Raw genomic sequence first — 22,046 nt, forward strand, 5'->3', positions numbered from 1 at the left:
CTACGAGCGGATTAGCCTTTTTATGCTCACGTCCGCTAATATTTTTTTGCAGCGCCCCTGTATCCCAATTGGCAGAGGAAACGGATTCAAAACCCGTGCAGTGTGAGTTCGAGTCTCACCAGGGGCACCATTTATAAGCGCCATTTACTAGATTTATGCTGGTAGGTGGCGCTTTTTTTATGGTGTGGTGTTCTGGAGATAAACGGCAAAAGAGGACGTGGACGTTTTATTGGACACTCCAGTTTCATGTGCTGTGGCCTGCCTTCTGTGGGGGGAAAGCCAAAAATGTCGTTTTTGAGAACGCTAGCGGGTGTGGTGCCTGTAAAACTCCAGGACGGGATTTTTAGCGTTCTCAAAAACGACAAAGAAGGGGCTAAGTCCTAGGCTTTATGGGCCACGAATATGGCAGTGCCGGGGAAGATTTTTCCTCGAAGCGGTGACCATTGGCCCCAGGAACGGGTGAGATCGTGGGGCCATTCCGGTTCAATGATGTCCTGGAGAATAAAGCCCGCTTGGGTGAGCGCACGTACCCAATCACCGATTGTTCTCTGGAACTCTACGTATGTAGGCCGACCTTCCTCATCTTCCTCGACGTAACTGCGCTGAAAATACGGGATGGAAGCTATTAGTCCGGCTTGGCCTGGATCATCAGGGAAAATCCAGCGCATGGGGTGGTTGACGGAAAATACTAGACGGCCGTCGGTGGTGAGGACTCGGGAGACGTCGAAAAGTGTTGCGGTGATGTCGGGGATAAAAGGAAAAGCACCAAAAGCTGAAAACGCTATGTCAAAGGATGCGTCTTTGAAGGGGAGTGATTGTGCATCAGCGTTGACCAGCGGGAGCGGGGTAGCGTCTTGATCTGCGTGCCGCAGCATCGCGAGTGATAGGTCAAAGCCCGTGATAAAGCCAACGCCGTTGCGAGCGAGCCACTGTGAGCATGGAGCAGAGCCGCAGCCTATTTCTAATACCCGCTTATTGCGGACGTCTCCCAGTAGGTGAGCGTCTTCCTCGGCGAGCATTTCAGGACACCAATAAAAGCCGGATAGGTATTCCTGGTGTTCGTCGTGATAGTGCTGTGCATCGCTGTCCCACCATGCTTGGCTCGCGTGGGCGGCCTCGCGGGTGGAAACGGTGATCGCATCTGGGATGCAGGGGTCTAAACTGCTCATAGTCTTGAAGACTAACCCGTGCCAACAATGGGGGAAGAAACACGGAGTGTCAATCTTGATCTAGCAGGGAAAATGCACTATCCTTGAGCGAGCGTGTCTGTGCTTAAGTCATATGTTAGTCCCAAGTAGGAGGATGGCGTACGGCTCTAGCGGGATCAAAATCGCAGCTTAAGTAGTGATTTTTTGAGAGATACGTTCCTGTCCATCAACTATTCCTACCTAATTCGGAGCACTTAACATATGCCCACCAACAACGTCCCTCAGGTAGCCATCAACGATATTGGCTCCGCTGAGGATTTCCTCGCAGCTGTCGACGCAACCATCAAGTACTTCAACGATGGTGACATCGTCGAGGGCACCGTGGTTAAGGTTGACCACGACGAGGTTTTGCTCGACATCGGATACAAGACTGAAGGTGTTATCCCTTCACGCGAGCTTTCCATCAAGCACGATGTCGACCCGGACGAGGTCGTCGAGGTCGGCGACCAGATCGACGCTCTTGTTCTTACCAAGGAAGACAAAGAAGGCCGTCTGATCCTGTCCAAGAAGCGCGCACAGTACGAGCGTGCATGGGGTGCCATCGAGGAGCTCAAGGAGAAGGACGAGCCGGTTACCGGTACCGTCATCGAGGTTGTCAAGGGTGGCCTCATCCTGGACATCGGACTCCGTGGCTTCCTGCCTGCATCTCTCGTTGAGATGCGCCGTGTTCGCGATCTGGATCCATACATCGGACAGCAGATCGAAGCTAAGATCATCGAGCTGGACAAGCAGCGCAACAACGTTGTTCTGTCTCGTCGTGCATGGCTCGAGCAGACCCAGTCTGAGGTCCGCTCTGAGTTCCTTCACCAGCTGCAGAAGGGCCAGGTCCGCAAGGGCGTTGTCTCCTCGATCGTCAACTTCGGTGCATTCGTCGATCTCGGCGGCGTGGACGGACTCGTTCACGTTTCCGAGCTCTCCTGGAAGCACATCGATCACCCATCTGAGGTCGTCGCCGTCGGCGATGAGGTTACCGTTGAGGTTCTCGACGTTGATCTCGACCGCGAGCGCGTCTCCCTGTCCCTGAAGGCTACTCAGGAAGACCCATGGCGCGTCTTCGCCCGCACTCACGCTGTGGGCCAGATCGTTCCGGGCAAGGTCACCAAGCTTGTTCCATTCGGTGCGTTCGTTCGCGTCGAAGAGGGCATCGAGGGCTTGGTCCACATCTCCGAGTTGGCACAGCGCCACGTCGAGGTTCCGGACCAGGTTGTCAACGTCGGCGACGAGGCTATGGTCAAGGTCATCGACATCGATCTCGAGCGTCGTCGTATCTCCCTCTCCCTCAAGCAGGCTGACGAGGATTACACCGAAGAGTTCGACCCATCCAAGTACGGTATGGCTGACTCTTACGACGAGCAGGGCAACTACATCTTCCCTGAGGGCTTCGATCCGGAGACCAACGAGTGGATGGAAGGCTTCGACGAGCAGCGTCAGGCATGGGAGGCTCGCTACGCAGAGTCCGAGCGTCGCTTCCAGCTGCACACTGTTCAGATTGAGAAGAACCGCGTAGCTGCAGCTGCCGAGGCAGCAGCAGCTGGCGAGGAAGCTAACTACTCCTCTGAGACCGCTGAGGCAGCTCCGGCCGAAGCAGCTTCTGAGGTTGAGGGTGGCTCCCTGGCTTCTGACGAGCAGCTCGCTGCTCTTCGCGAGAAGCTCGCTGGTAACTAATCTTGAATTAGTACTTCAATAAAGAGAGCGTCTAAGGAATATTCCTTAGACGCTCTCTTTATGTCCTTAGGTCTTTTGCACAATGCTGATTAAGTGGCGTTCAAGTCATGATCGCGGTGTAACTCCGGTTTGAATTATCAAGGGACGTCCGTCGACAGGATGCTTATCGACGTAAACCGTAATGCCGTATGTTTCTCTTAAATTTTGGGCGTAAGAGTTTCCTCGGGGTCCGTAGGCATAAATTTCTCCGTTTTCATCGCCACGATGACATCGCAGACATCGCAGAATCGAGCTGCAGGTCCAGATTATGGAAGGCTCCAACAACAGACACACCGCGCTTGGTGATTGCCTCCATAATCTCCCATGCTGCACCTAGGTCGAGGTGGTTTGTTGGTTTGTGTAAAAAGGACCTCTGGGTTTTGGGTGAAAAAACGCAGGCGAGCTGAACTCGTTGACGGGGTATTTTCCTAGAGCAACAATGTCTTCCACTTTTAAGTCCACGTGGGCTTGTGAATGCTGCGCTAGTAAGGGCAGCTAATTGGGTTAAGCGTCTCGATGATAGGGAGTGGGGAACTAAGCCATTAACCCGGATCTCGCCCGAACCTGGAGTAAGGAGAGCAGGCAGAAGGATTACGTACCATGTAAGATCCAACGATCACCCGGACAAAATGCGGGGTAATAAGTCCGACAAACCGATAATTCTGGCTTGCGTCACAAGAGTAGCTGTGAACAAAGAGACTGCTATGTAGAGAGTCCAGTGAATAACCTTGATATTTATGTCGTTGGCTCTTTTGCCTTCATCGGATATAGGTCTATCCAAGGGGATGGATCTATATGATTCGACGGTATTGAGAGGTGGCAGAAGTGCGGGATTAGCGGGCTCCGAAAAGGGAGATTACCAATAAGTGTTGAAATTGGTGTTGGTTTCCATGTCAATAAAGTGTGATGCTGAAAACAGTAAAAATAAAACAGTGACATATGGCGCTTGGGTCAATAGGGGACATAGGGGGAGTGGTGCCGCCTGTAACGGCTGTCGGGCTGGGGAAAGTTAAAGAGGGGGGCTGAGCGGGGGGAATGGGGAAAAGGGGGAGTTTCTGAACTTGTTGTTTCTGTGTTGTATCCGGCCCGTTTTCTTACTAGGATTGTGATTGTTTTCCGGTTTTTGTTCCGACTGTGACCATTTGAACAGGTGTCGACGTTGGGAACAGAACAAACACAACGTTTGAAAGGTAGGCTCATGGCGTCTACAAAGCAGACATCTGAGTTCATTTTGGACAAGGTTGGTGGCGTGGATAACGTGGCATCGCTCACGCACTGCGCTACGCGTCTTCGCTTCCAGCTTCATGATCAGTCCAAGGCAGACCAAACGGCTCTGGACTCTAATAGTGATGTTCTTGGTGTCGTTCCTCAGGGATCTAGCGGACTCCAGGTAGTGATGGGCGGCGGTGTTGCTAATTACTACCAGGACATCGTTCGTCTGCCGGGTATGTCTTCTAAGGCTGCCGGTGACTCCGACGGTGGAAATGCTTCTACCAAGAAGCAGTACGGTGGAGTGCGTGGCAAGTACTCCTGGGTGGACTATTCCTTTGAGTTCCTCTCGGATACTTTCCGTCCCATTTTGTGGGCCTTGCTGGGTGCTTCGCTGATTATCACCATGCTGGTGCTTGCAGACACCTTTGGATGGCAAGATTTCCGTGCCCCCATTGAGGAACAGCCTGCTGGTTATCAGCTACTCCACGCTATGTGGCGCTCTGTCTTCTACTTCTTGCCTGTGATGATCGGCGCAACTGCAGCGAAGAAGCTTGGTGCTAACGAGTGGGTTGGTGCAGCCATCCCCGCTGCTTTGCTTACTCCTGAGTTTTTGGCGATGGGTAAAGCAGGCGACACCGTTGAAATCTTTGGCATGCCACTGGTTTTGAACGACTACTCGGGCCAGGTCTTCCCACCGTTGCTCGCTGCTATCGGCCTATTCTTTGTGGAAAAGGGTCTGAAGAAGATCATCCCAAGCGCTGTCCAGATGGTGTTCGTACCGTTCTTCTCCCTGCTGATTATGGTTCCCGCGGCCGCATTCTTGCTCGGTCCTTTCGGTATCGGAATCGGTAACCTCATCTCCAACTTCCTCTACGCGGTTAATGACTTCTCGCCATTCGTGCTGGCAATCATTATCCCGCTGCTGTACCCATTCCTGGTTCCGCTGGGACTACACTGGCCGCTTAACGCAATCATGGTCTCCAACCTTGCAACTCTGGGCTATGACTTCATCCAGGGTCCCATGGGTACATGGAACTTTGCTTGCTTCGGTCTTGTCGCTGGTGTTCTGGTTCTCTCCATCAAGGAGCGCAACGTACAGATGCGTCAGGTCTCGCTGGGTGGCGTGATGGCCGGTCTCTTGGGTGGTATCTCTGAGCCTTCCCTCTATGGTGTGGTTCTGCGCTTTAAGAAGTGCTACCCGCGCTTGCTTGCCGGTTGTTTTGTTGGTGGCGTTGTTGCCGGCATCTTTGACATCAAGGCTTCTGCCTTCGTCTTCACCTCGCTGCTCACGATCCCTGCAATGGATCCCATTGGCGGCTACGCTATCGCCATCGCTGCGGCCTTCTTCACCTCGTTCTTCCTGGTTATCTTCTTCGATTACCGCGGTAAGGAAGAAAAGGCTGAAATTCTTGCCAACCTTGCTGCTGCTCGTGCCGCTGAGAACAATGAAGTCGCACCTGCGCCTGCACCCGCTGCAGCTCCTGTCGCTGGTGGCGCAGCCGTTGCAACGGCCGTGGCAACCAAGACGGCTCTGGAAGCCGGCGCTGTTACCTTGCTGAGCAGCCCACTTGAAGGTGAAGCTGTTGCATTGTCCGAGGTTCCGGACCCGATTTTCTCTGCAGAAAAGCTGGGTAAAGGTATTGCTATCGTTCCTTCTGGTGCGGATGTTGTTGCGCCTGAAGACGCGACGGTCCTGACTGTTCAAAAGTCCGGACATGCCGTTGGGCTGCGCCTGGACAACGGTGTAGAGCTTTTGATCCACGTTGGTATTGATACCGTTCAGCTAGGTGGAGAAGGTTTCACCGTGCATGTGGAGAAGAAGCAGCATGTGTCCAAGGGGCAGAAGCTTATCAGCTTTGATAAGGACTTCATCACGTCCAAGGGCTACAACATGATCACCCCGGTTTTGGTAACAAATACCGTTAAGTTTGATGAGGTTAACAGTGCTCCAGCACCACACGTTGACTTTGACACCACGGTCATTACCACAAAGGCTTAATTAGAGGGTTCTTACTCCGCACGGAACCACGCCGCCCCTTTACACAACGTGAAGGGGCGGTTTTCTTATGCAGTACAACGTGGCGGCGCTAGGCTTAATCCATGATCATTGTTGGATTAACTGGAGGAATTGGGAGCGGTAAGTCCACGGTGTCACGGGCACTGGCGCGCAAAGGCGCATGCATTATCGACGCCGATCAGATTGCTCGCGAGGTTGTGGAACCAGGATCTTCGGTCCTCTTGGAGTTGGCGCAAGCCTTCGGGGAAGACGTGGTAGTGGATGGCGTTCTTGATCGTTCTTTGCTTGCCAGCCGGGCATTTGTCGATGAGGAACACACGCAGCTATTGAATGGGATTACGCATCCTGAAATCCGCCGCCGGATTAAGGACCGTCTGGTTCAAGCCCGTGAAGAGGGAAATCGTGTTGCGGTGCTTGATCATCCGCTTTTGCTCGAACAGGGCCTTGCTGCAGAGGTGGATCTGGTTGTGGTTGTTGATGTCCCGGCTGAGATTCGAGTTCAGCGGCTGGTTACGTTCCGGGGTATTGAAGAGCAAGACGCGCGGAATCGCATCGCGCGCCAGATGAGTGATGCCGCTCGGCTGGAAAAAGCTGACGTTGTCATTGATAATTCCTGCGCCCTTTCAGATCTTGAACCTCAGATAGAGGAACTATGGGAGCGGCTATTGAAGGTGTCGCTCTCGCAGGAAAACATGTGATACCAGCGTGTCCATTCTCACTATGTTTTACTCGCGTTCTTCGGATGCCCTTCCTAGAATAACGGCAGAAAAAGTAGGAGGATAGTTTGTAAATAAAGTCATCCAAAAGAATGACTTTCTGTTGTTGAAGGGATCCATCCATGGCCGCGTCTCCACTGAAATCGCTGTCCGCCTCACATTCTTCGACGTTATCGGGGAAGTCTGATGCTTTTAAAGCGGTACGACGCGTGCGTGGCGATATAAGCCATAAACCCTTTATTGCGATTTGGGAGGTTACGCGAGCCTGTGGCCTTGTGTGCAAGCATTGCCGTGCGGATGCTCAGCATAACCCTCACCCCGGGCAGCTCACCACGGAGCAAGGCTTTGCACTTCTTCGGGACTTAGCTTCCTATGACAGGCCACGACCGTTAGTGGTTCTTACCGGCGGCGATCCTTTTGAGCGGGAAGACCTGGAAGAACTCGTGGAATACGGGACACAGCAGGGCCTTTCGATGTCATTGTCGCCATCGGTCACCCCGCGTTTGACTGCAGAACGCATTCAGCGACTTCATGATCTCGGCGGCAAAGCAATGTCGATGTCATTGGACGGGGCCACGGCCCAGACGCATGACGCCTTCCGTGGTTTTAGTGGAACTTTTGACGCTACAGTCTCGATGGCGCAGACAATTCTTGATGCGGGTTTCCGGCTGCAAATCAATTCGACCCTGACCAAAAATAATATCCGAGAGGCACCTTTGCTCCTGAAAACCGTGATGGAGATGGGGGCGAAGATGTGGTACGTCTTCTTCCTAGTGCCTACGGGGCGTGGCGCAGCGTTGAATGCTCTGAGCCCGCAAGAACGAGAAGACGCTCTTTATTGGCTTGCCGACGTCGCCAATAGAATCGCCATCAAAACCACCGAAGCCCCGCAATATCGTCGCGTGGTCATTCAGCATAAGCTGCGCGCATCTGGCGAGTTACCACCGTATAAAGGTGGAGAACTTTACGACTATCTCACAGCGGAAACGACAAGGCTCCTGGGTGCCATTCCTGAACGGCCTAGGACTCCTAGGCCTCCCATGGCGGTGAACTCGGGTTCCGGATTTGTCTTCATTGATCATGTTGGGGATGTATATCCGAGCGGTTTCCTGCCATTGCACTGCGGCAATGTGAAGGAAACCTCAATCAAAGATATTTATGCGCATTCGCCGGCTTTTAAGGCGCTTCGTGACCCCAATCATTGGCACGGAAAATGCTCGGTGTGTGAGTATCACGATCTCTGTGGTGGGTCACGATCAACAGCGTATGCACTCACCGGAGACCTAAGGGCATCCGATCCCACGTGTGCGTATATGCCGCAAGCGTGGACGGAAGCCGGACATACATCTGTGGAATTTTAGAATATCGCAGCGTTGGTGCGGTGCTCCCGCGTAGACTCGTCGCTATGGCTTTTGCTGCAGAACATCCTGAATTATCCGTATCAGATTTCCGTCCGGTCGGAGACATTGAGCGCGCACGCGGGACGTTTAATGTTGTATCGGATTATAAGCCGGCGGGTGATCAGCCTGCCGCAATTAAAGAACTCGATGAGCGGCTTACTCGCGGTGAGCGTGACGTCGTATTGCTGGGCGCAACGGGTACGGGCAAGTCTGCGACTGCGGCATGGTTGATTGAGCAGCAACAACGGCCAACGCTGGTTATGGCTCCTAATAAGACCTTGGCAGCTCAGCTGGCCAATGAGCTGCGGCAGCTTCTTCCCAATAATGCGGTGGAATACTTTGTCTCTTATTACGATTATTACCAGCCAGAGGCGTATATCGCGCAGACCGATACGTACATCGAAAAGGATTCATCGATTAACGATGACGTGGAGCGGCTGCGCCACCGCGCAACGAGTTCGCTTTTGTCTCGCAGAGATGTTGTTGTGGTCTCCTCGGTTTCCTGTATTTACGGTCTGGGAACTCCGCAGTCATACCTCGACAGATCGGTCATGCTGAAGGTTGGGGAGGAAGTCGAGCGGGATCGATTCCTGCGGCTCCTCGTTGACATCCAGTATGACCGAAATGATATTGGGTTTACCCGCGGAGCATTCCGGGTTAAAGGGGACACAGTGGACATCATCCCTGCTTATGAAGAAGTCGCGGTTCGCGTGGAGTTCTTTGGGGATGAGATTGATGCTTTGTACTATATTCATCCGTTGACTGGCGACGTGATCAGGCGGGTAGAGGAAGTTCGCATCTTTCCCGCAACGCACTATGTCGCAGGTCCGGAACGCATGGCCAAAGCGATCGAGGGGATTAAAGAAGAACTAGCGGATCGCCTTGCCGACTTGGAAAACCGGGGGAAGCTCCTTGAAGCACAGCGACTCCGGATGCGTACCGAGTACGACCTTGAGATGATTGAACAGGTCGGTTTCTGCTCGGGCATTGAGAATTATTCGAGGCATCTTGATGGTCGAGAAGCCGGCTCTGCACCTGCAACATTGCTTGATTATTTCCCAGAAGACTTTCTCACCATCATTGATGAGTCGCACGTGACCGTTCCTCAGATCGGCGGCATGTTCGAAGGTGATATGTCGCGAAAACGTAATCTCGTTGAATTTGGCTTCCGACTTCCCTCTGCTTTGGATAACCGTCCTCTGCGCTGGGAGGAATTTGAACAGCGAGTCGGGCAAACCGTGTATATGTCCGCCACCCCGGGTGATTATGAGCTTGCTGCGGCCGGGGGAGAATATGTTGAACAGGTCATTCGTCCCACCGGGTTGCTTGATCCACAGGTGGACGTTCGCCCTACAAAGGGACAGATTGATGATCTGATTCATGAGATCAGGCAAAGAACGCAGAAAGAAGAGCGTGTCTTAGTTACCACGCTGACCAAGAAAATGGCGGAAGACCTCACTGATTATCTTCTGGAGAATAATGTTCGGGTGAGGTATCTCCACTCCGATATTGATACCTTGCAGCGGGTGGAGCTGTTGCGGCAGCTCAGGCTGGGTGAATATGACGTGCTGGTAGGTATTAACCTCCTCAGGGAGGGACTTGACTTGCCGGAGGTTTCGCTAGTGGCGATCCTGGATGCGGATAAAGAAGGCTTCTTAAGGTCTACCAAGTCTCTCATTCAGACAATCGGGCGTGCTGCCAGAAATGTGTCCGGCGCGGTCATTATGTATGCAGATAAAATCACTGACTCGATGCAGCATGCGATTGATGAGACCGAGCGACGTCGCGAGAAACAGATCGCTTACAACACGGAGAACGGCATTGATCCACAGCCGTTGCGAAAGAAAATTGCGGATATTTTGGACCAGGTTCAAGAAGCGCGCGGTGAAGCTGCCACCCAGGAGGCCGCTGCTGACGCAGCTATTGCGGAGAAGCGCGATCTTTCTACTATGCCCGCAGACAAAGTCGAGGCGCTTATATCCGAGCTCACCGCACAAATGGGGGAGGCTGCTAGGGATTTGAAGTTCGAGCTTGCGGGTAGGTTGAGAGATGAGATCATTGATTTGAAGAAAGAACTTCGAGGTATGCGAGAATTGGGACTTTAACTTTTTCTTAGCTTTTCCCTTTCCTTCTTTCTGCTTTTGAGCTGCGTTTTTCGGCTTGTTGTGTATGTGAATTGGGATAGGGGGTCCTTGGGGGATGACTCTTCCAAACTGGCTTTATGAGGAAATCTTAAAAGACGCTTTGCCCCCAAATCGGTAGTGGGTCACGGTACACATTTCCGTTACTCGTGACCCCGGTCATGGTTTTTTCCTTCTGACTGTAAAAGCACATCGCCATGCCTCCTAGCCGAGTAGTACCTGTTGTTAGACTCGGTTTTCGTTGGTTCGCCTGGCCGGCTCCCCACATAACATGGCCGTCCGGGCGTGCCCCCTGCGCCGTAATTTTCGAGATGAACTATCGGAAGGTTCTCATGAGCGATTACTCAACTATCGTCGTTGGTACTGATGGATCCAAGTCTTCGATGCTTGCTGTCGAGCGCGCCGCCAAGATTGCTGCGGCATTAGACAGCACCCTCGTTATTGGCTGTGCATATTACGAGAGTAAGGAAGAAGCATCCAAGACGCTTCGCCAAGACTCCGTGGCTGTCCTTGGCACCGATCCTGCTCAGAAAAACCTGGATGCTGCGGCAGAGCATGCGAAGGGCTTTGGCGTTGGAAAAGTGGAGACGAAAGTTCGCCCCGGAACCCCTGTAGAAGCTCTCATGGATATCGTTCGAGAGAGCAATGCGGAACTATTGGTCGTGGGTAATCGTGGTATTAACTCATTGACAGGGCGCCTTTTGGGCTCTGTGCCTGCCGACGTAGCCCGACAATCCGATTGCGATGTGATGATCGTCCATACGGTGAACTAAGCAAAACGGTCATTGAAATAAAAGCCCAGTGCCTTGTGGTAGCAGCACTGGGCTTTAGCCGTATTAAATAGGAAGTTCTCCAATAACGGTCAAGGATTGTGTTGCGCGGGTAAGCGAAACAAACAGGTCTTGCCATCCTTGCGGGGAAGCTTCAATAATGTGGTGAGGATCCTCGACGATCACGTGATCAAATTCGAGACCTTTAATGTCGCTTACTCCCAGTACGCCCTCACGGGTAGCGTCATCTGCTGCAATGATCGCGGTAAGGCGCTCTGGATCAGACTCCCGCAAAGAGCGTGCAATGGCGATCGAGTCGCTCCCTAAAGGAAGAAAATGAACGGGATTTCCTGATTCCCTAAGCGCTGTACTTGGCTCAGATTCGGGAGAGTAACAGGCGAGAACTCGGTTAGCCACGTCCATGATCTCTCGGGGAGTGCGATAGTTAACGGTGAGATGATGCGTACGAAAACGATGTTTCACAAAAGGACTCAGAGTGTCTGCCCAAGAATCAACGCCGGCAGGTGAACCCGTTTGCGAGGTATCTCCCACGAGTGTCATCCACCTTGATGGACTCCGCCTCATAACCATGCGCCATTCCATGGGGGTGAGCTCTTGGGCCTCGTCTATGATCACATGACCATAAGCCCACAGATGATCTTCTTGGGCGCGCTGTGCTGTGGTACGCACATCCCGAACTTCCTGTCGCTTTGCAAGCGTCTCTGCGTCGATGACGTCATGGGCAGAAAGGATTTCGGCATCGGATTCGTCGTCCAAGTCGGTGTTCGATGAGCCCGTCAAAATCTCCAAAGCATCCTGAGCCTCTTCAATCTGAGCGCGCCATTGGGCGTCTTCTTCCGCGCGCTGGGTTTCTGGATCTGGAATGCCAAGGAGAACGGCGAGCTCGTCGAGAAGCGCGGCGTCTGAGGAAGCCCAGGGGCTATGCGCAGGACGCAGAAGCGCTGCTTGTGTTTCCTCATCGTAGTCGAAAGCCGACTGGGCAATAACCATGGGATCTTCAAGTAGCGCGGTGAGTACCTGTTCTGGTTCAAGTGCAGGCCAGTAGGTATGCACGAGCTTTTCGACGCTCGGGTCATCGAGGAGATCGTCGTGAAGCTGCGCACGGTCTGCTGCAGAGAGAAGATTCACGCCACCGAGGGGATCCGCGCCTATTTTCTGTGCAAGGACTGCGGTGAGCTGTTCTACGAGCGCTTCTTTGAACAGTGGTTGTGCCTCATTGTGGGGTCGGCGTGTTCTTCTGGCACGAGTGCGTGCTGCTTTGATAAGGCTAGGGGGGACAGTGAGCTCAATGTTGCCATCTATGATGATCTCTTGGGAATCCTGAGGGACCGTCTGATAATTTTTCACAGTCCTGCTCAAAATGGTGACCATTTCTTCACTACCTTTGATTTCCCGAGTCAAGATCGGCTCAGAAGCATGACCAGAAACTGTTGGGTAGAGATCCCCAACAGTAGAAAGCACTACTCCAGTTTCTCCCAATTCAGGGAGCACACGAGAAATATAGTCCAGAAAAGTACGGTTGGGGCCAATGATAAGTACGCCAGTTTTAGCCAGGTGGTCTCGCCAGGTGTACAGAAGGTAGGCAATCCGGTGAAGCGCAACCGCAGTTTTTCCAGTGCCCGGGCCTCCTTCTACGACCATCACTCCACGTGTCTCGTCGCGGATGATCTGATCTTGTTCCCGTTGAATCGTCTCCACGATGGAGGTCATGTGGCCAGTACGAGCCTCGTGCATAGCTCGATAGAGTGCGGCCTCGCTGACAACATTGCTCGCTGCGGTCGCCTCCGCACTTTGATTGCCAGAGAGAAGCTCGTCATCGACACCCGTAACCGTGCGTCCACGAGTCCGGATGTGCCTTCGTGCACAGACATTCTCCGGGTTGGCAGTTGTTGCTAAGTAAAAAGGCCTCGCCAGAGGAGCGCGCCAGTCAAGGAGGAGCGTCCGATAATCATCGTCTCTATCGTCTAATCCCATCCTGCCTATGTAGCGACGGTCGACGTGGGGTTGCCCAGGCACCGGATTATCGATGGCATCAGTTGACTCAGAGTAGACGTCGATACGACCAAAGACTAAGCCCAGTTGGGCGAGGTTAAGACGATCAATTTTTTGATTAAGGGAGTGATACTCCGTTTCCCGGCGTACCAAAGCTTCCGCATCAGGGTTGGAAGGGTCAACGTGGAGCATGACTTCACGGAGTCGTTCATTGGCGCGTAAGACCTCGGCGTCAAGTTTGCCAAAAAGCTTATCGACGTACCCCTGCTCGGCGATAACTGCATCAGCCTGGTTGTTATCTGGGGTACTTGCATGAGGTTCTGTTGTGTTGCTGGACCCTCGAGGATCGTGGCGTTGACTAATCTCTGCCCCCTGTTGAGACTTCAATACACAGCCTTTCCCATTACGTGTATAAAACTCGACAATATGTTTCATCTGATGTGCTCTACAAAAACAGAATGTGATCCGCTTCAGAGCCTGAAGAGTTATCCAGCATAGCGCTAAAACAAAAAGAGTGTGCAGCGAGTCCTTAGTTAAATAAAATGCCGGATCGGGTATCCCGATCCGGCATTATCTCAAAAACAAAGTAGAGGTAGTTAGAAGGCTCCGTCGAAACGCTTCATGGCCTTATTCAAAGATTTTTCTGCCTGGTTTTGTAAGCGAGAGGCTTTTTTACTGGCCTTTTTAGCGGAACGACCAGTTGACTTCTCGGCTTGAGCGTAGGCCTCTGCAGCTCTTTCCTGAGCCTTAGCGGCAACTTTCACCGCTTTTTTCTTAGCGATTTTTGCGTTGCTTTGAGCCGTTGCGAGCCAATCGTCTTTGTTGTCTTCCACGTAGTCCTGAGCAGCTTGTGCGTACTCGGTTACCTTATCGGTGGCATCACCGATCCAATCCTTAGCAGTGGAGGCAAAGGCTGACGCAGTTTCTTGTGCCTGCTCAGCGAGCTTATCTGTTTCGGATTTTGTTGGAAGCGCTTGCTGAATTTGGGCGCTGGCTTTTTGTGCTGCTTTATCGGCACGCCACTTTAAACTTGGTTTTCCTGCTGTATCGACACTGGTGATAGCCAGTCCGCCAAGCAGTGCGACGCTGGTAAGGAAACCTTGTTTACGGGCTGTCTTCTCCTCACGATCCTGAGTTTCCCAGAAAGCGTGACGGGCAAGGATCGTAGGGACACTCAGCGCTGCAAGCGTTGTTGCAGCAAGACGCGGGGATTTTCCGAGTGCAAGCAAAGTTCCTGCGCCAATCTTTGCACCGCCTACTGCCTGTGTGATGAGCTTAGGGTCATCCGGTATCTGACGATAATATTTCCGCGGAAGAACTGTACGGAGATGACCGAGAACGGTCTGAGTCCCTTCCACATGTGCTTGGCTATTGAGAACGGTGTCCGCGCCGTCAGCAATATAAACGGAAGCGAGCATCGGTCGGGCGATCTTGCGGATCATGGGCAAAGTCTCCTTCGTAATTTATTCGACGCGCAGCCGTTGGGGATCTTGGCGATAAAAGCAATGAAGTAATCGCCAGAAAAGGTAGCGAGTCGAGTTTGCGCATGCCATAGCAACGGCGTGCGCGCTATCCAACGCCTACGTAAGCCATGGTACATATCAATACGTTGTGTTGGTGGAATTTTCCTTCCTTTATTGTTAATGCATGAAGCATGCGTCTGAGGTCTTGCTGCGGTGATGTGCGCTGCCGAATTACCAGCCGCGGGCCCGCCATTCATCGAGGTGAGGGCGCTCTGTTCCTAAGGTGGTGGGTTTTCCGTGGCCAGGATGAACAACTGTAGTATCCGGGTACTTTTGGAAAAGTTTGGTCGATACGTCATCTAAAAGCTTGATAAAATCCTGGCTGTTTTCTGTTTTTCCTACCCCTCCTGGGAAAAGCGAATCGCCTACAAAGAGATGCGTGGTTTCTCCGATAGGGACTGCAATCGCAGCACCGCCTGCAGTATGTCCATGCAGAATATGAACTGGAAAATCGTGGCCGGCAAACGAAAGCACGTCTGAGTCTGTGAGTAGGACATCTATGGGGGCATTAATATTTGCGGCATCGGGCTGAGGCGCAAAGTGCTTGGCGCCTGTGCGCTCAAGAATCTGGGGGAGTGCCCGCAGATGGTCCCAATGGCTGTGGGTGCTGAGAACTGCGGTGATGGAGACATCGTTTTCGGCGGCTAAATCTAGTAGGGCCTGTGGGTTATCGGCGGCGTCGATAAGCAATGCCTCTTTCCCTACACAAAGGAGATAACAGTTGTTATCCATTTCCGACACGGAAATATGCGCAAGTGTTATGTCTTGTTTGTTCATGCATCCTACGATAGCGAAGAACCCAAAAAGCGTCCATATGTTCGAATGTGGTGTAGTCTAGGGGAAACCCTATGGCCTGCGGATGCCTAAGCTTGCGTGCGAGATTGGGAATACAACTTTGTCTGGGCCAGTTGTGTAAAAGAGGTTGAAGGTATCGCGCGTCTCTTGTGGCGTTAGTGGTTACCTGGGTATAAGCAGAAGATTGATAAAAATCATAGGCCTGCGGATACAGCGAGTATTACAACGAGTATTAATGGCTCGGCAATGGTGAGGAATGGAATAGAGTGGCAGATCGTCTTGTAGTGCGTGGCGCACGGGAACACAACCTAAAAGGCGTGGATATTGATATTCCGCGTGACTCTATGGTGGTGTTCACGGGGCTATCGGGATCAGGCAAGTCATCCTTAGCTTTTGACACAATTTTTGCCGAGGGGCAGAGGCGCTATGTTGAGTCTTTGTCGTCGTATGCTCGGATGTTCTTGGGACAGATGGACAAACCAGACGTTGATTTTATTGATGGGCTTTCTCCTGCCGTGTCCATTGATCAGAAATCCACTAACCGCAACCCGCGTTCCACGGTTGGCACGATCACGGAAATCTACGATTATCTCCGACTTCTGTTTGCACGAGCAGGCACCGCGCACTGTCCGGTTTGCGATGCTGTGATCGAGCGTCAGACTCCACAGCAGATCGTTGACCAGGTATTAGCCATGGAAGAGGGACTGAAGTTCCAAGTACTGGCCCCCGTTGTGCGTACTCGTAAAGGGGAATTTGTCGATCTTTTCGCAGATTTAGCTTCCCAAGGTTTCTCACGAGTGCAGGTCGATGGGGAAGTGTATTCCTTAACGGAACCTCCCACGCTGAAGAAACAGATCAAGCATGATATTGACGTGGTGGTAGATAGGCTTCAGGTGAAGCCATCGCAGCGCCAGCGTTTAACGGACTCGGTAGAGACTGCGCTGGGACTAGCCGACGGGGTTGTCGCTTTGGACTTTGTGTCCCTCGATGCCTCCGACCCGAATCGACTTCGGCGTTTTTCAGAGAAGATGGCGTGTCCCAATGGCCACGTGTTGAGCGTGGATGAGCTTGAACCGCGTTCTTTCTCCTTCAATTCTCCCTATGGGGCGTGCCCTGATTGTGACGGTTTGGGAACCCGGACGGTTGTGGACGTCGATCTTCTGATTCCAGACAAAGACGCTCCCGTGGTGCGATGCGTCCAGCCCTGGAATTCAAGCCCAAACCATAAATACTTTCAAAAGCTCATTGAAGGACTGGCCACGGCCCTGGGGTTTGATCCCGAAACTCCGTTTAGTGAGTTAACAAAAGCCCAACAAGATGCACTCATCAACGGTAGTTCCGATGAAGTGACCGTGCGCTATAAAAACCGTTATGGCCGAGTACGCAATTGGACAGCACCTTTTGAAGGCGTTCTGGGCTATATCGACAGAAAATTAGAGCAAACTGGCTCAGAATCACAGAAGGATCGGTTACTCCAATACACCCGTGAGGATGCATGTAAAACATGTGGTGGTGCTCGCTTGCGTCCGGAGATTTTGGCTGTGCGTATTAGCTCTACGTCTCATGGCGAGCTGTCTATTGCAGGATTGAGTGAACTCTCTGTTTACGATGCTGCAGAGTTTTTAGAGTCCTTGGTGTTAGGCAAGCGTGAGGAGATCATCGCTGGGGCTGTGCTGAAGGAGATCAACGCTCGGTTAAAGTTCCTACTAGACGTTGGGCTGAACTACCTCACTTTGAACCGGAGTGCAGGCACATTATCTGGAGGTGAAGCCCAGCGTATTCGTTTAGCCACCCAGATCGGTTCTGGTTTGGCCGGAGTTCTCTACGTCCTTGACGAGCCTTCAATTGGGTTGCATCAACGGGATAACCAGCGCTTGATCGCTACTCTTGAGCGTCTTCGGGATATCGGCAACACACTCATCGTTGTAGAACATGATGAGGACACTATCCGTGCTGCAGATTGGCTTATCGACGTAGGTCCGAAGGCTGGTGAGTACGGCGGACAAATTGTTTACCAAGGAAAACCGCAAGGGATCATCGAGTGCGAGGAATCCATCACTGGTGCCTATCTTTCTGGTCGAAAAGTCCTGGGGGTGCCAGATCAACGCCGAGATATTGACCCGGATCGTAAGCTCAAAGTCGTGGGAGCGCGAGAAAACAATCTCAAGGATATTGACGTTGAGATACCGTTGGGGGTGCTGGCCTGCATTACTGGTGTATCCGGCTCGGGCAAATCGACACTTATCAATCAGATTCTTGCGAAAGTACTGGGCAATGAGCTGAATAGAGCTCGCAATGTTCCCGGACGGGCGAAACGCGTTGAAGGGATCGAAAACTTGGACAAATTAGTTCAGGTTGATCAATCGCCTATCGGGCGCACACCTCGTTCTAACCCTGCAACATATACGGGTGTCTTTGACAAGATTAGGACGTTGTTTGCGGAGACTTCAGAGGCGAAGGTTCGAGGCTATAAAGCCGGCCGTTTCTCCTTTAACGTCAAAGGCGGCCGGTGCGAAGCGTGCCAGGGAGATGGGACGCTGAAAATTGAAATGAACTTCTTGCCTGATGTCTATGTCCCGTGTGAGGTCTGTCAAGGGGCTCGCTACAATCGTGAGACTTTGGAAGTTAAGTACAAAGGCAAAAACATCGCCGAGGTCCTTGACATGCCGATCAGTGAAGCTGCTGAGTTTTTTGAGCCGATCACTTCGATTCATAGATATCTCAAAACTCTAACGGAAGTGGGACTGGGTTACGTTAGATTAGGTCAATCGGCAACGACCCTTTCCGGAGGTGAAGCGCAACGTGTAAAGCTTGCCTCGGAGTTGCAAAAACGCTCTAACGGAAGAACCATTTATATCTTGGATGAACCGACAACAGGGCTTCATTTTGAAGATATTAGGAAGCTTATGCTCGTGATCCAGGGGTTGGTTGATAAGGGAAATTCGGTCATTGTGATCGAACATAACTTGGATGTAATAAAGGCAGCTGACTGGATTATTGACATGGGTCCAGAAGGTGGATCCGGCGGAGGGACTGTCGTGGCTGAAGGCACGCCGGAAGCTGTTGCGGCTGTTACTGGTTCCTACACAGGAGCTTTTTTAAAGGAAGTTTTAGGAAAGCAACCAGCCTAGTAAAGCCGCCGATTTGTGTGGATGCTGTTGGTGCTGGTATGGTTGGCTCTACTACCGCCTGAGTAGATAAAAATCTTGCTTTTTTCACGTTGAGTATTTTTGTTTATTCAGGTCGCAAGTGGAGATCATCCCACCTGAAGCCGCAAGCGCATGTTTGCAGGACAAGGGTAAAAGGGTACATGGTGTGACCTAATAAGGTTGCACATGCATGGATCTCCCGTTCATTGTTAAAGATGGACGGGATTTTTCTATGTCTTTATGTATTTAGGTGAAATCTACGGGCGATGGGCGCGGTACATCACATTAATTGCTACTTGAGGAGTCCCCATCAGCGCTGAAGCTCGCATCAATGAGCGCATCCGAGTTCCCGAGGTCCGCCTTGTCGGCCCTAACGGAGAACAGGTGGGCATCGTGCGTATCGACGACGCCCGCAAGCTCGCTTACGAAGCAGACCTTGATCTTGTCGAGGTTGCTCCTAACGCTAAACCGCCCGTTTGCAAGATTATGGACTATGGAAAGTTCAAATACGAGCAGGCACAGAAGGCGCGTGAAGCTCGGAAAAACCAGCAGCAGACTGTGGTCAAGGAGCAGAAGTTCCGTCCCAAGATCGACGATCACGATTATGAGACGAAAAAGAACAATGTGATCCGGTTCCTTGAAAAGGGTTCCAAGGTGAAGGTCACCATTATGTTCCGTGGTCGCGAGCAGTCTCGTCCGGAGCTGGGTTTCCGTTTGCTGGAGCGTCTTGCGGATGATGTCGCAGATTTCGGCATTGTGGAGACAAAGCCTAAGCAAGATGGTCGTAATATGACGATGGTTTTCGGGCCGGTCCGCAAGGGCAAGAAGTAATACTTTAAAGACACTAAAAGGACGTAAATTCCATGAAGCAGAAGACCCACAAGGGCACCGCTAAGCGCGTCAAGGTCACCGGCTCCGGCAAGCTGCGTCGTGAGCGCGCCAACCGTCGCCACCTTCTCGAGGGCAAGCCCTCCACTCGCACTCGTCGCTTGAAGGGTACTGAGGACGTCTCCAAGGCTGACACCAAGCGCGTCAAGCGCCTCTTGGGTATGGCGTAATCGCGCCTTCCATTCATCCTCATTTCTCTTTAAGAACCTAAAACGATAAGGAAGTTTTCACTGTGGCACGTGTCAAGCGCTCACTGAATGCTAAGAAGAAGCGTCGCGAGATTCTCAAGGCCGCCAAGGGCTACCGCGGCCAGCGTTCCCGCCTGTACCGTAAGGCAAAGGAGCAGTGGCTCCACTCCATGACCTACGCTTACCGCGATCGTCGCGCGCGTAAGTCTGAGTTCCGTAAGCTGTGGATCACTCGTATCAACGCTGCGGCTCGTATGAATGACATCACTTACAACCGTCTCATCCAGGGTCTCCGCCTTGCTGAGATCGAGGTTGACCGCAAGGTTCTCGCTGACCTCGCTGTGAATGACTTCGCTGCATTCTCCGCAATCTGCGAGGCTGCTAAGGCTGCTCTTCCTGAGGACGTTAACGCTCCTAAGGCTGCCTAATTAGCTTGAAAATTAAACAAAACATCCGCCTCGTCATTCTTGTATGAGGCGGATGTTTTGTTTATAGAGTATATGGATATCAGGCAGGCGTCGTTAAGCTTTATGGTTTCCATGGCTATGAAAAAGTTCCTCTTCCGTTCACGCTAAGACGGAAGAGGAACTTGAGAAAAACACATGGGTTAAGCGCGCTTGGTGCGCATAACTCCGAATCCTAGGATGGCGAGGATAACTCCAAGAATCGCCATTGCAATGCCTGCCCACATGGCGATCGATCCAACGAGCCACCAACCATAAGCACTCAGTAGGATGCCGCGGAGAGTGTCTCCTTGGAACAGGGAATCACGTATTTTTTGCAGCTTAGCTATTTCCTCTTCGGATGCGCCCTTCTTCTTGGCCTCGTTGATCACGGTTCCCATTTCCTGGAACGTTTTTCCATCGGCGGAAGCCAGCATATGCTGCCAGATGTAATTGTCTGCGTAAGCCTTAGCTTGTGGGCCGGTGGTGAGATCTTGACCGATCCACTTGGTCAGGATTTCTTTGGATTCTTGGTCCTTGAGTTTGTCGATGCCCTCTTGCGTTGGCATGGTGATTTTTTCCTGAACTAGTTGCTCGCGCACAAACCCATGTGCGTATGTGCCGCCAAAGATAGCGGCAGCGCCGACAACAATGAGAACGATAGAAAAAACGCGGCTTAGCGCGCCATAGATAGCTTTGTTACTCATGGTGTTTGAGAGAAACCTTCCTAAAAAGCGGCGGTGGAACGACGGAAATTGGTGACGCACCACATATTTTGCAACCTTAAAATTAACATTGAAATTCTTGTGAATTGAATTTTGTTGGATGTGATACACAACTCATTTCTTGTGGGGCGTAAGGAAAGAGGGGGACATGGGTCTGCACTGTGCATTACTGATATGGTTTTTTTCCATGGAACTGGATTTTGATCAGCCTTTTAGTGAGAGAACCCCCCGCGTAGTTAACGCCGCAAAGCTTCTACGGGCTGCAGGAAGAAAGAAGGCGGATCGGTTCCTGGCGGAAGGGGAAAATAGCGTTGAAGCTGCTGTGAGTACTGGTGCAGCCACTGACGTGTTTGTTACGGAAAAGGCAGCGCAAAGATTTGTCGATGTGATAACTGCCGCCAAGCACATGGGCGTATACGTTCACCCGATCAGCGATCGTGCTGCGAAGAGCCTGTCGGATACGGTAACCACCACTGGAATTTTTGCGGTATGCCGACCTGTCCTGTGGGAGATTAAATCTGCGTTGAAAGGCCAGCCCCGTTTAGTATGCGTCGCCGTAGGCACATCAGAGCCGGGTAATGCTGGAACTCTGATCCGGGTCGCAGATGCAATGGGTGCTGACTGCATCGTCTTTGCCGGAGACACTGTGGATCCGCAGGGACCTAAAGCTGTGAGATCAAGTGCGGGTTCTCTTTTTCATATACCGGTAGTGCGTGAACCTAATATGCAAAGAGTCTGGGATTCCCTCAAAGCTCGCGGGCTAACGATTCTTGCTACTACCGCACAAGGGGAAGTAAGCCTGGATAATCCGGGGGAGACCCTTTCCAGCCCGACTGCTTGGCTTATGGGCAATGAAGCACACGGCCTGGATGCGGAGCTCATGCAGAAAGCGGATCATCGTGTAAGCATCCCGATCCGAGGTAGGGCTGAATCCCTGAACCTTGCCACTGCTGCGTCCATTTGTCTTTATGAGTCCTCGAAGGCTCTCCTAGCGGACTAGGAAAACTGCTGCAGACAAGCTGTATAAATCTGTTGGAATCATCGGGCAAAAGCGTAATAACGGAAATGATGCTTGTATCTCATTCGCCCTGACTCATTTTGTCTACCTCAGTGTGGGTATGATGTGAGGGTTACTCGAATGACTATGGATCCAA

At 52.1% G+C, this 22,046-nt stretch carries 16 protein-coding genes and 1 tRNA gene; 12 read left to right on the forward strand and 5 right to left on the reverse strand.

Translation table 11 applies throughout. The features are described from left to right. Nucleotides 1-53: 53 nt before the first annotated feature. Nucleotides 54-130, forward strand: a tRNA-Leu gene (locus CKV68_RS00460). Between the two features lie 250 nt (nucleotides 131-380). Here CKV68_RS00460 and CKV68_RS00465 read toward each other — a convergent pair. Continuing rightward, the gene (locus CKV68_RS00465; RefSeq protein WP_013911368.1) at nucleotides 381-1,169 is read right to left on the reverse strand and encodes a class I SAM-dependent methyltransferase; all 789 of its coding nucleotides are present in this window, start codon (nucleotides 1,167-1,169) and stop codon (nucleotides 381-383) included. 240 nt (nucleotides 1,170-1,409) lie between these two features. Here CKV68_RS00465 and rpsA point away from each other — a divergent pair, with 240 nt between their 5' ends. The 6 genes from rpsA (at nucleotide 1,410) to CKV68_RS00495 (ending at nucleotide 11,171) form a co-directional block, all read left to right on the forward strand. Continuing rightward, nucleotides 1,410-2,873 carry a 30S ribosomal protein S1 gene (gene rpsA / locus CKV68_RS00470; RefSeq protein ID WP_013911369.1) on the forward strand — a complete coding sequence of 488 codons (1,464 nt, stop codon included), beginning with the start codon at nucleotides 1,410-1,412 and terminating at the stop codon, nucleotides 2,871-2,873. A gap of 1,237 nt (nucleotides 2,874-4,110) precedes the next feature. After that, nucleotides 4,111-6,123 (forward strand): glucose PTS transporter subunit IIA, encoded by a 2,013-nt coding sequence (locus tag CKV68_RS00475; RefSeq protein ID WP_014525689.1) that lies wholly within the window; start codon nucleotides 4,111-4,113, stop codon nucleotides 6,121-6,123. A gap of 101 nt (nucleotides 6,124-6,224) precedes the next feature. Continuing rightward, nucleotides 6,225-6,839 carry a dephospho-CoA kinase gene (gene coaE / locus CKV68_RS00480; protein ID WP_029975351.1) on the forward strand — a complete coding sequence of 205 codons (615 nt, stop codon included), beginning with the start codon at nucleotides 6,225-6,227 and terminating at the stop codon, nucleotides 6,837-6,839. Between the two features lie 140 nt (nucleotides 6,840-6,979). Continuing rightward, nucleotides 6,980-8,218 (forward strand): TIGR04053 family radical SAM/SPASM domain-containing protein, encoded by a 1,239-nt coding sequence (locus CKV68_RS00485; RefSeq protein WP_014525691.1) that lies wholly within the window; start codon nucleotides 6,980-6,982, stop codon nucleotides 8,216-8,218. 44 nt (nucleotides 8,219-8,262) lie between these two features. Beyond that, complete coding sequence (gene uvrB, locus CKV68_RS00490) at nucleotides 8,263-10,362, forward strand: excinuclease ABC subunit UvrB (protein WP_014525692.1); 2,100 nt, start codon at nucleotides 8,263-8,265, stop codon at nucleotides 10,360-10,362. Nucleotides 10,363-10,730: 368 nt separating this feature from the next. After that, complete coding sequence (locus CKV68_RS00495; protein ID WP_013911374.1) at nucleotides 10,731-11,171, forward strand: universal stress protein; 441 nt, start codon at nucleotides 10,731-10,733, stop codon at nucleotides 11,169-11,171. Nucleotides 11,172-11,234: 63 nt separating this feature from the next. Here the strand turns inward: CKV68_RS00495 and CKV68_RS00500 are convergent, their stop codons facing one another. The 3 genes from CKV68_RS00500 to CKV68_RS00510 form a co-directional block, all read right to left on the reverse strand. Continuing rightward, nucleotides 11,235-13,616 (reverse strand): HelD family protein, encoded by a 2,382-nt coding sequence (locus CKV68_RS00500; RefSeq protein ID WP_029975353.1) that lies wholly within the window; start codon nucleotides 13,614-13,616, stop codon nucleotides 11,235-11,237. Between the two features lie 161 nt (nucleotides 13,617-13,777). Continuing rightward, nucleotides 13,778-14,623, reverse strand: a complete 846-nt coding sequence (locus CKV68_RS00505) for a DoxX family protein (protein ID WP_013911376.1) — start codon at nucleotides 14,621-14,623, stop codon at nucleotides 13,778-13,780. 252 nt (nucleotides 14,624-14,875) lie between these two features. Continuing rightward, nucleotides 14,876-15,481: an MBL fold metallo-hydrolase gene (locus tag CKV68_RS00510; protein WP_013911377.1), complete on the reverse strand. Its 606-nt coding sequence runs from the start codon at nucleotides 15,479-15,481 to the stop codon at nucleotides 14,876-14,878. A gap of 284 nt (nucleotides 15,482-15,765) precedes the next feature. Here CKV68_RS00510 and uvrA point away from each other — a divergent pair, with 284 nt between their 5' ends. The 4 genes from uvrA to rplT all read left to right on the forward strand — a co-directional run bounded on the left by uvrA (nucleotide 15,766) and on the right by rplT (nucleotide 20,152). Continuing rightward, complete coding sequence (gene uvrA, locus CKV68_RS00515) at nucleotides 15,766-18,630, forward strand: excinuclease ABC subunit UvrA (RefSeq protein ID WP_013911378.1); 2,865 nt, start codon at nucleotides 15,766-15,768, stop codon at nucleotides 18,628-18,630. A gap of 327 nt (nucleotides 18,631-18,957) precedes the next feature. Then, entirely contained in the window at nucleotides 18,958-19,479 is a 522-nt protein-coding gene (gene infC / locus CKV68_RS00520) for a translation initiation factor IF-3 (protein ID WP_071575965.1), read from the forward strand. Nucleotides 19,480-19,511: 32 nt separating this feature from the next. Then, nucleotides 19,512-19,706 carry a 50S ribosomal protein L35 gene (gene rpmI / locus CKV68_RS00525; protein ID WP_013241801.1) on the forward strand — a complete coding sequence of 65 codons (195 nt, stop codon included), beginning with the start codon at nucleotides 19,512-19,514 and terminating at the stop codon, nucleotides 19,704-19,706. Between the two features lie 62 nt (nucleotides 19,707-19,768). Then, nucleotides 19,769-20,152, forward strand: a complete 384-nt coding sequence (rplT, locus tag CKV68_RS00530) for a 50S ribosomal protein L20 (RefSeq protein ID WP_013241802.1) — start codon at nucleotides 19,769-19,771, stop codon at nucleotides 20,150-20,152. Nucleotides 20,153-20,331: 179 nt separating this feature from the next. Here rplT and CKV68_RS00535 read toward each other — a convergent pair whose 3' ends face one another. Beyond that, entirely contained in the window at nucleotides 20,332-20,874 is a 543-nt protein-coding gene (locus tag CKV68_RS00535; protein WP_029975355.1) for a hypothetical protein, read from the reverse strand. Nucleotides 20,875-21,079: 205 nt separating this feature from the next. Here CKV68_RS00535 and CKV68_RS00540 point away from each other — a divergent pair, with 205 nt between their 5' ends. Next, nucleotides 21,080-21,892, forward strand: a complete 813-nt coding sequence (locus CKV68_RS00540; RefSeq protein ID WP_095076206.1) for a TrmH family RNA methyltransferase — start codon at nucleotides 21,080-21,082, stop codon at nucleotides 21,890-21,892. Nucleotides 21,893-22,046 lie beyond the last annotated feature (154 nt).

This window comes from Corynebacterium ulcerans, assembly GCF_900187135.1.
Taxonomy (GTDB): domain Bacteria; phylum Actinomycetota; class Actinomycetes; order Mycobacteriales; family Mycobacteriaceae; genus Corynebacterium; species Corynebacterium ulcerans.

Coding starts and splice junctions, on each gene's coding strand:
- CKV68_RS00465 (WP_013911368.1), bottom strand. CDS start 1,169: ATGAGCAGTTTAGACCCCTGCATCCCAGATGCGATCACCGTTTCCACC.
- rpsA (WP_013911369.1), top strand. CDS start 1,410: ATGCCCACCAACAACGTCCCTCAGGTAGCCATCAACGATATTGGCTCC.
- CKV68_RS00475 (WP_014525689.1), top strand. CDS start 4,111: ATGGCGTCTACAAAGCAGACATCTGAGTTCATTTTGGACAAGGTTGGT.
- coaE (WP_029975351.1), top strand. CDS start 6,225: ATGATCATTGTTGGATTAACTGGAGGAATTGGGAGCGGTAAGTCCACG.
- CKV68_RS00485 (WP_014525691.1), top strand. CDS start 6,980: ATGGCCGCGTCTCCACTGAAATCGCTGTCCGCCTCACATTCTTCGACG.
- uvrB (WP_014525692.1), top strand. CDS start 8,263: ATGGCTTTTGCTGCAGAACATCCTGAATTATCCGTATCAGATTTCCGT.
- CKV68_RS00495 (WP_013911374.1), top strand. CDS start 10,731: ATGAGCGATTACTCAACTATCGTCGTTGGTACTGATGGATCCAAGTCT.
- CKV68_RS00500 (WP_029975353.1), bottom strand. CDS start 13,616: ATGAAACATATTGTCGAGTTTTATACACGTAATGGGAAAGGCTGTGTA.
- CKV68_RS00505 (WP_013911376.1), bottom strand. CDS start 14,623: ATGATCCGCAAGATCGCCCGACCGATGCTCGCTTCCGTTTATATTGCT.
- CKV68_RS00510 (WP_013911377.1), bottom strand. CDS start 15,481: ATGAACAAACAAGACATAACACTTGCGCATATTTCCGTGTCGGAAATG.
- rpmI (WP_013241801.1), top strand. CDS start 19,512: ATGAAGCAGAAGACCCACAAGGGCACCGCTAAGCGCGTCAAGGTCACC.
- CKV68_RS00535 (WP_029975355.1), bottom strand. CDS start 20,874: ATGAGTAACAAAGCTATCTATGGCGCGCTAAGCCGCGTTTTTTCTATC.
- CKV68_RS00540 (WP_095076206.1), top strand. CDS start 21,080: ATGGAACTGGATTTTGATCAGCCTTTTAGTGAGAGAACCCCCCGCGTA.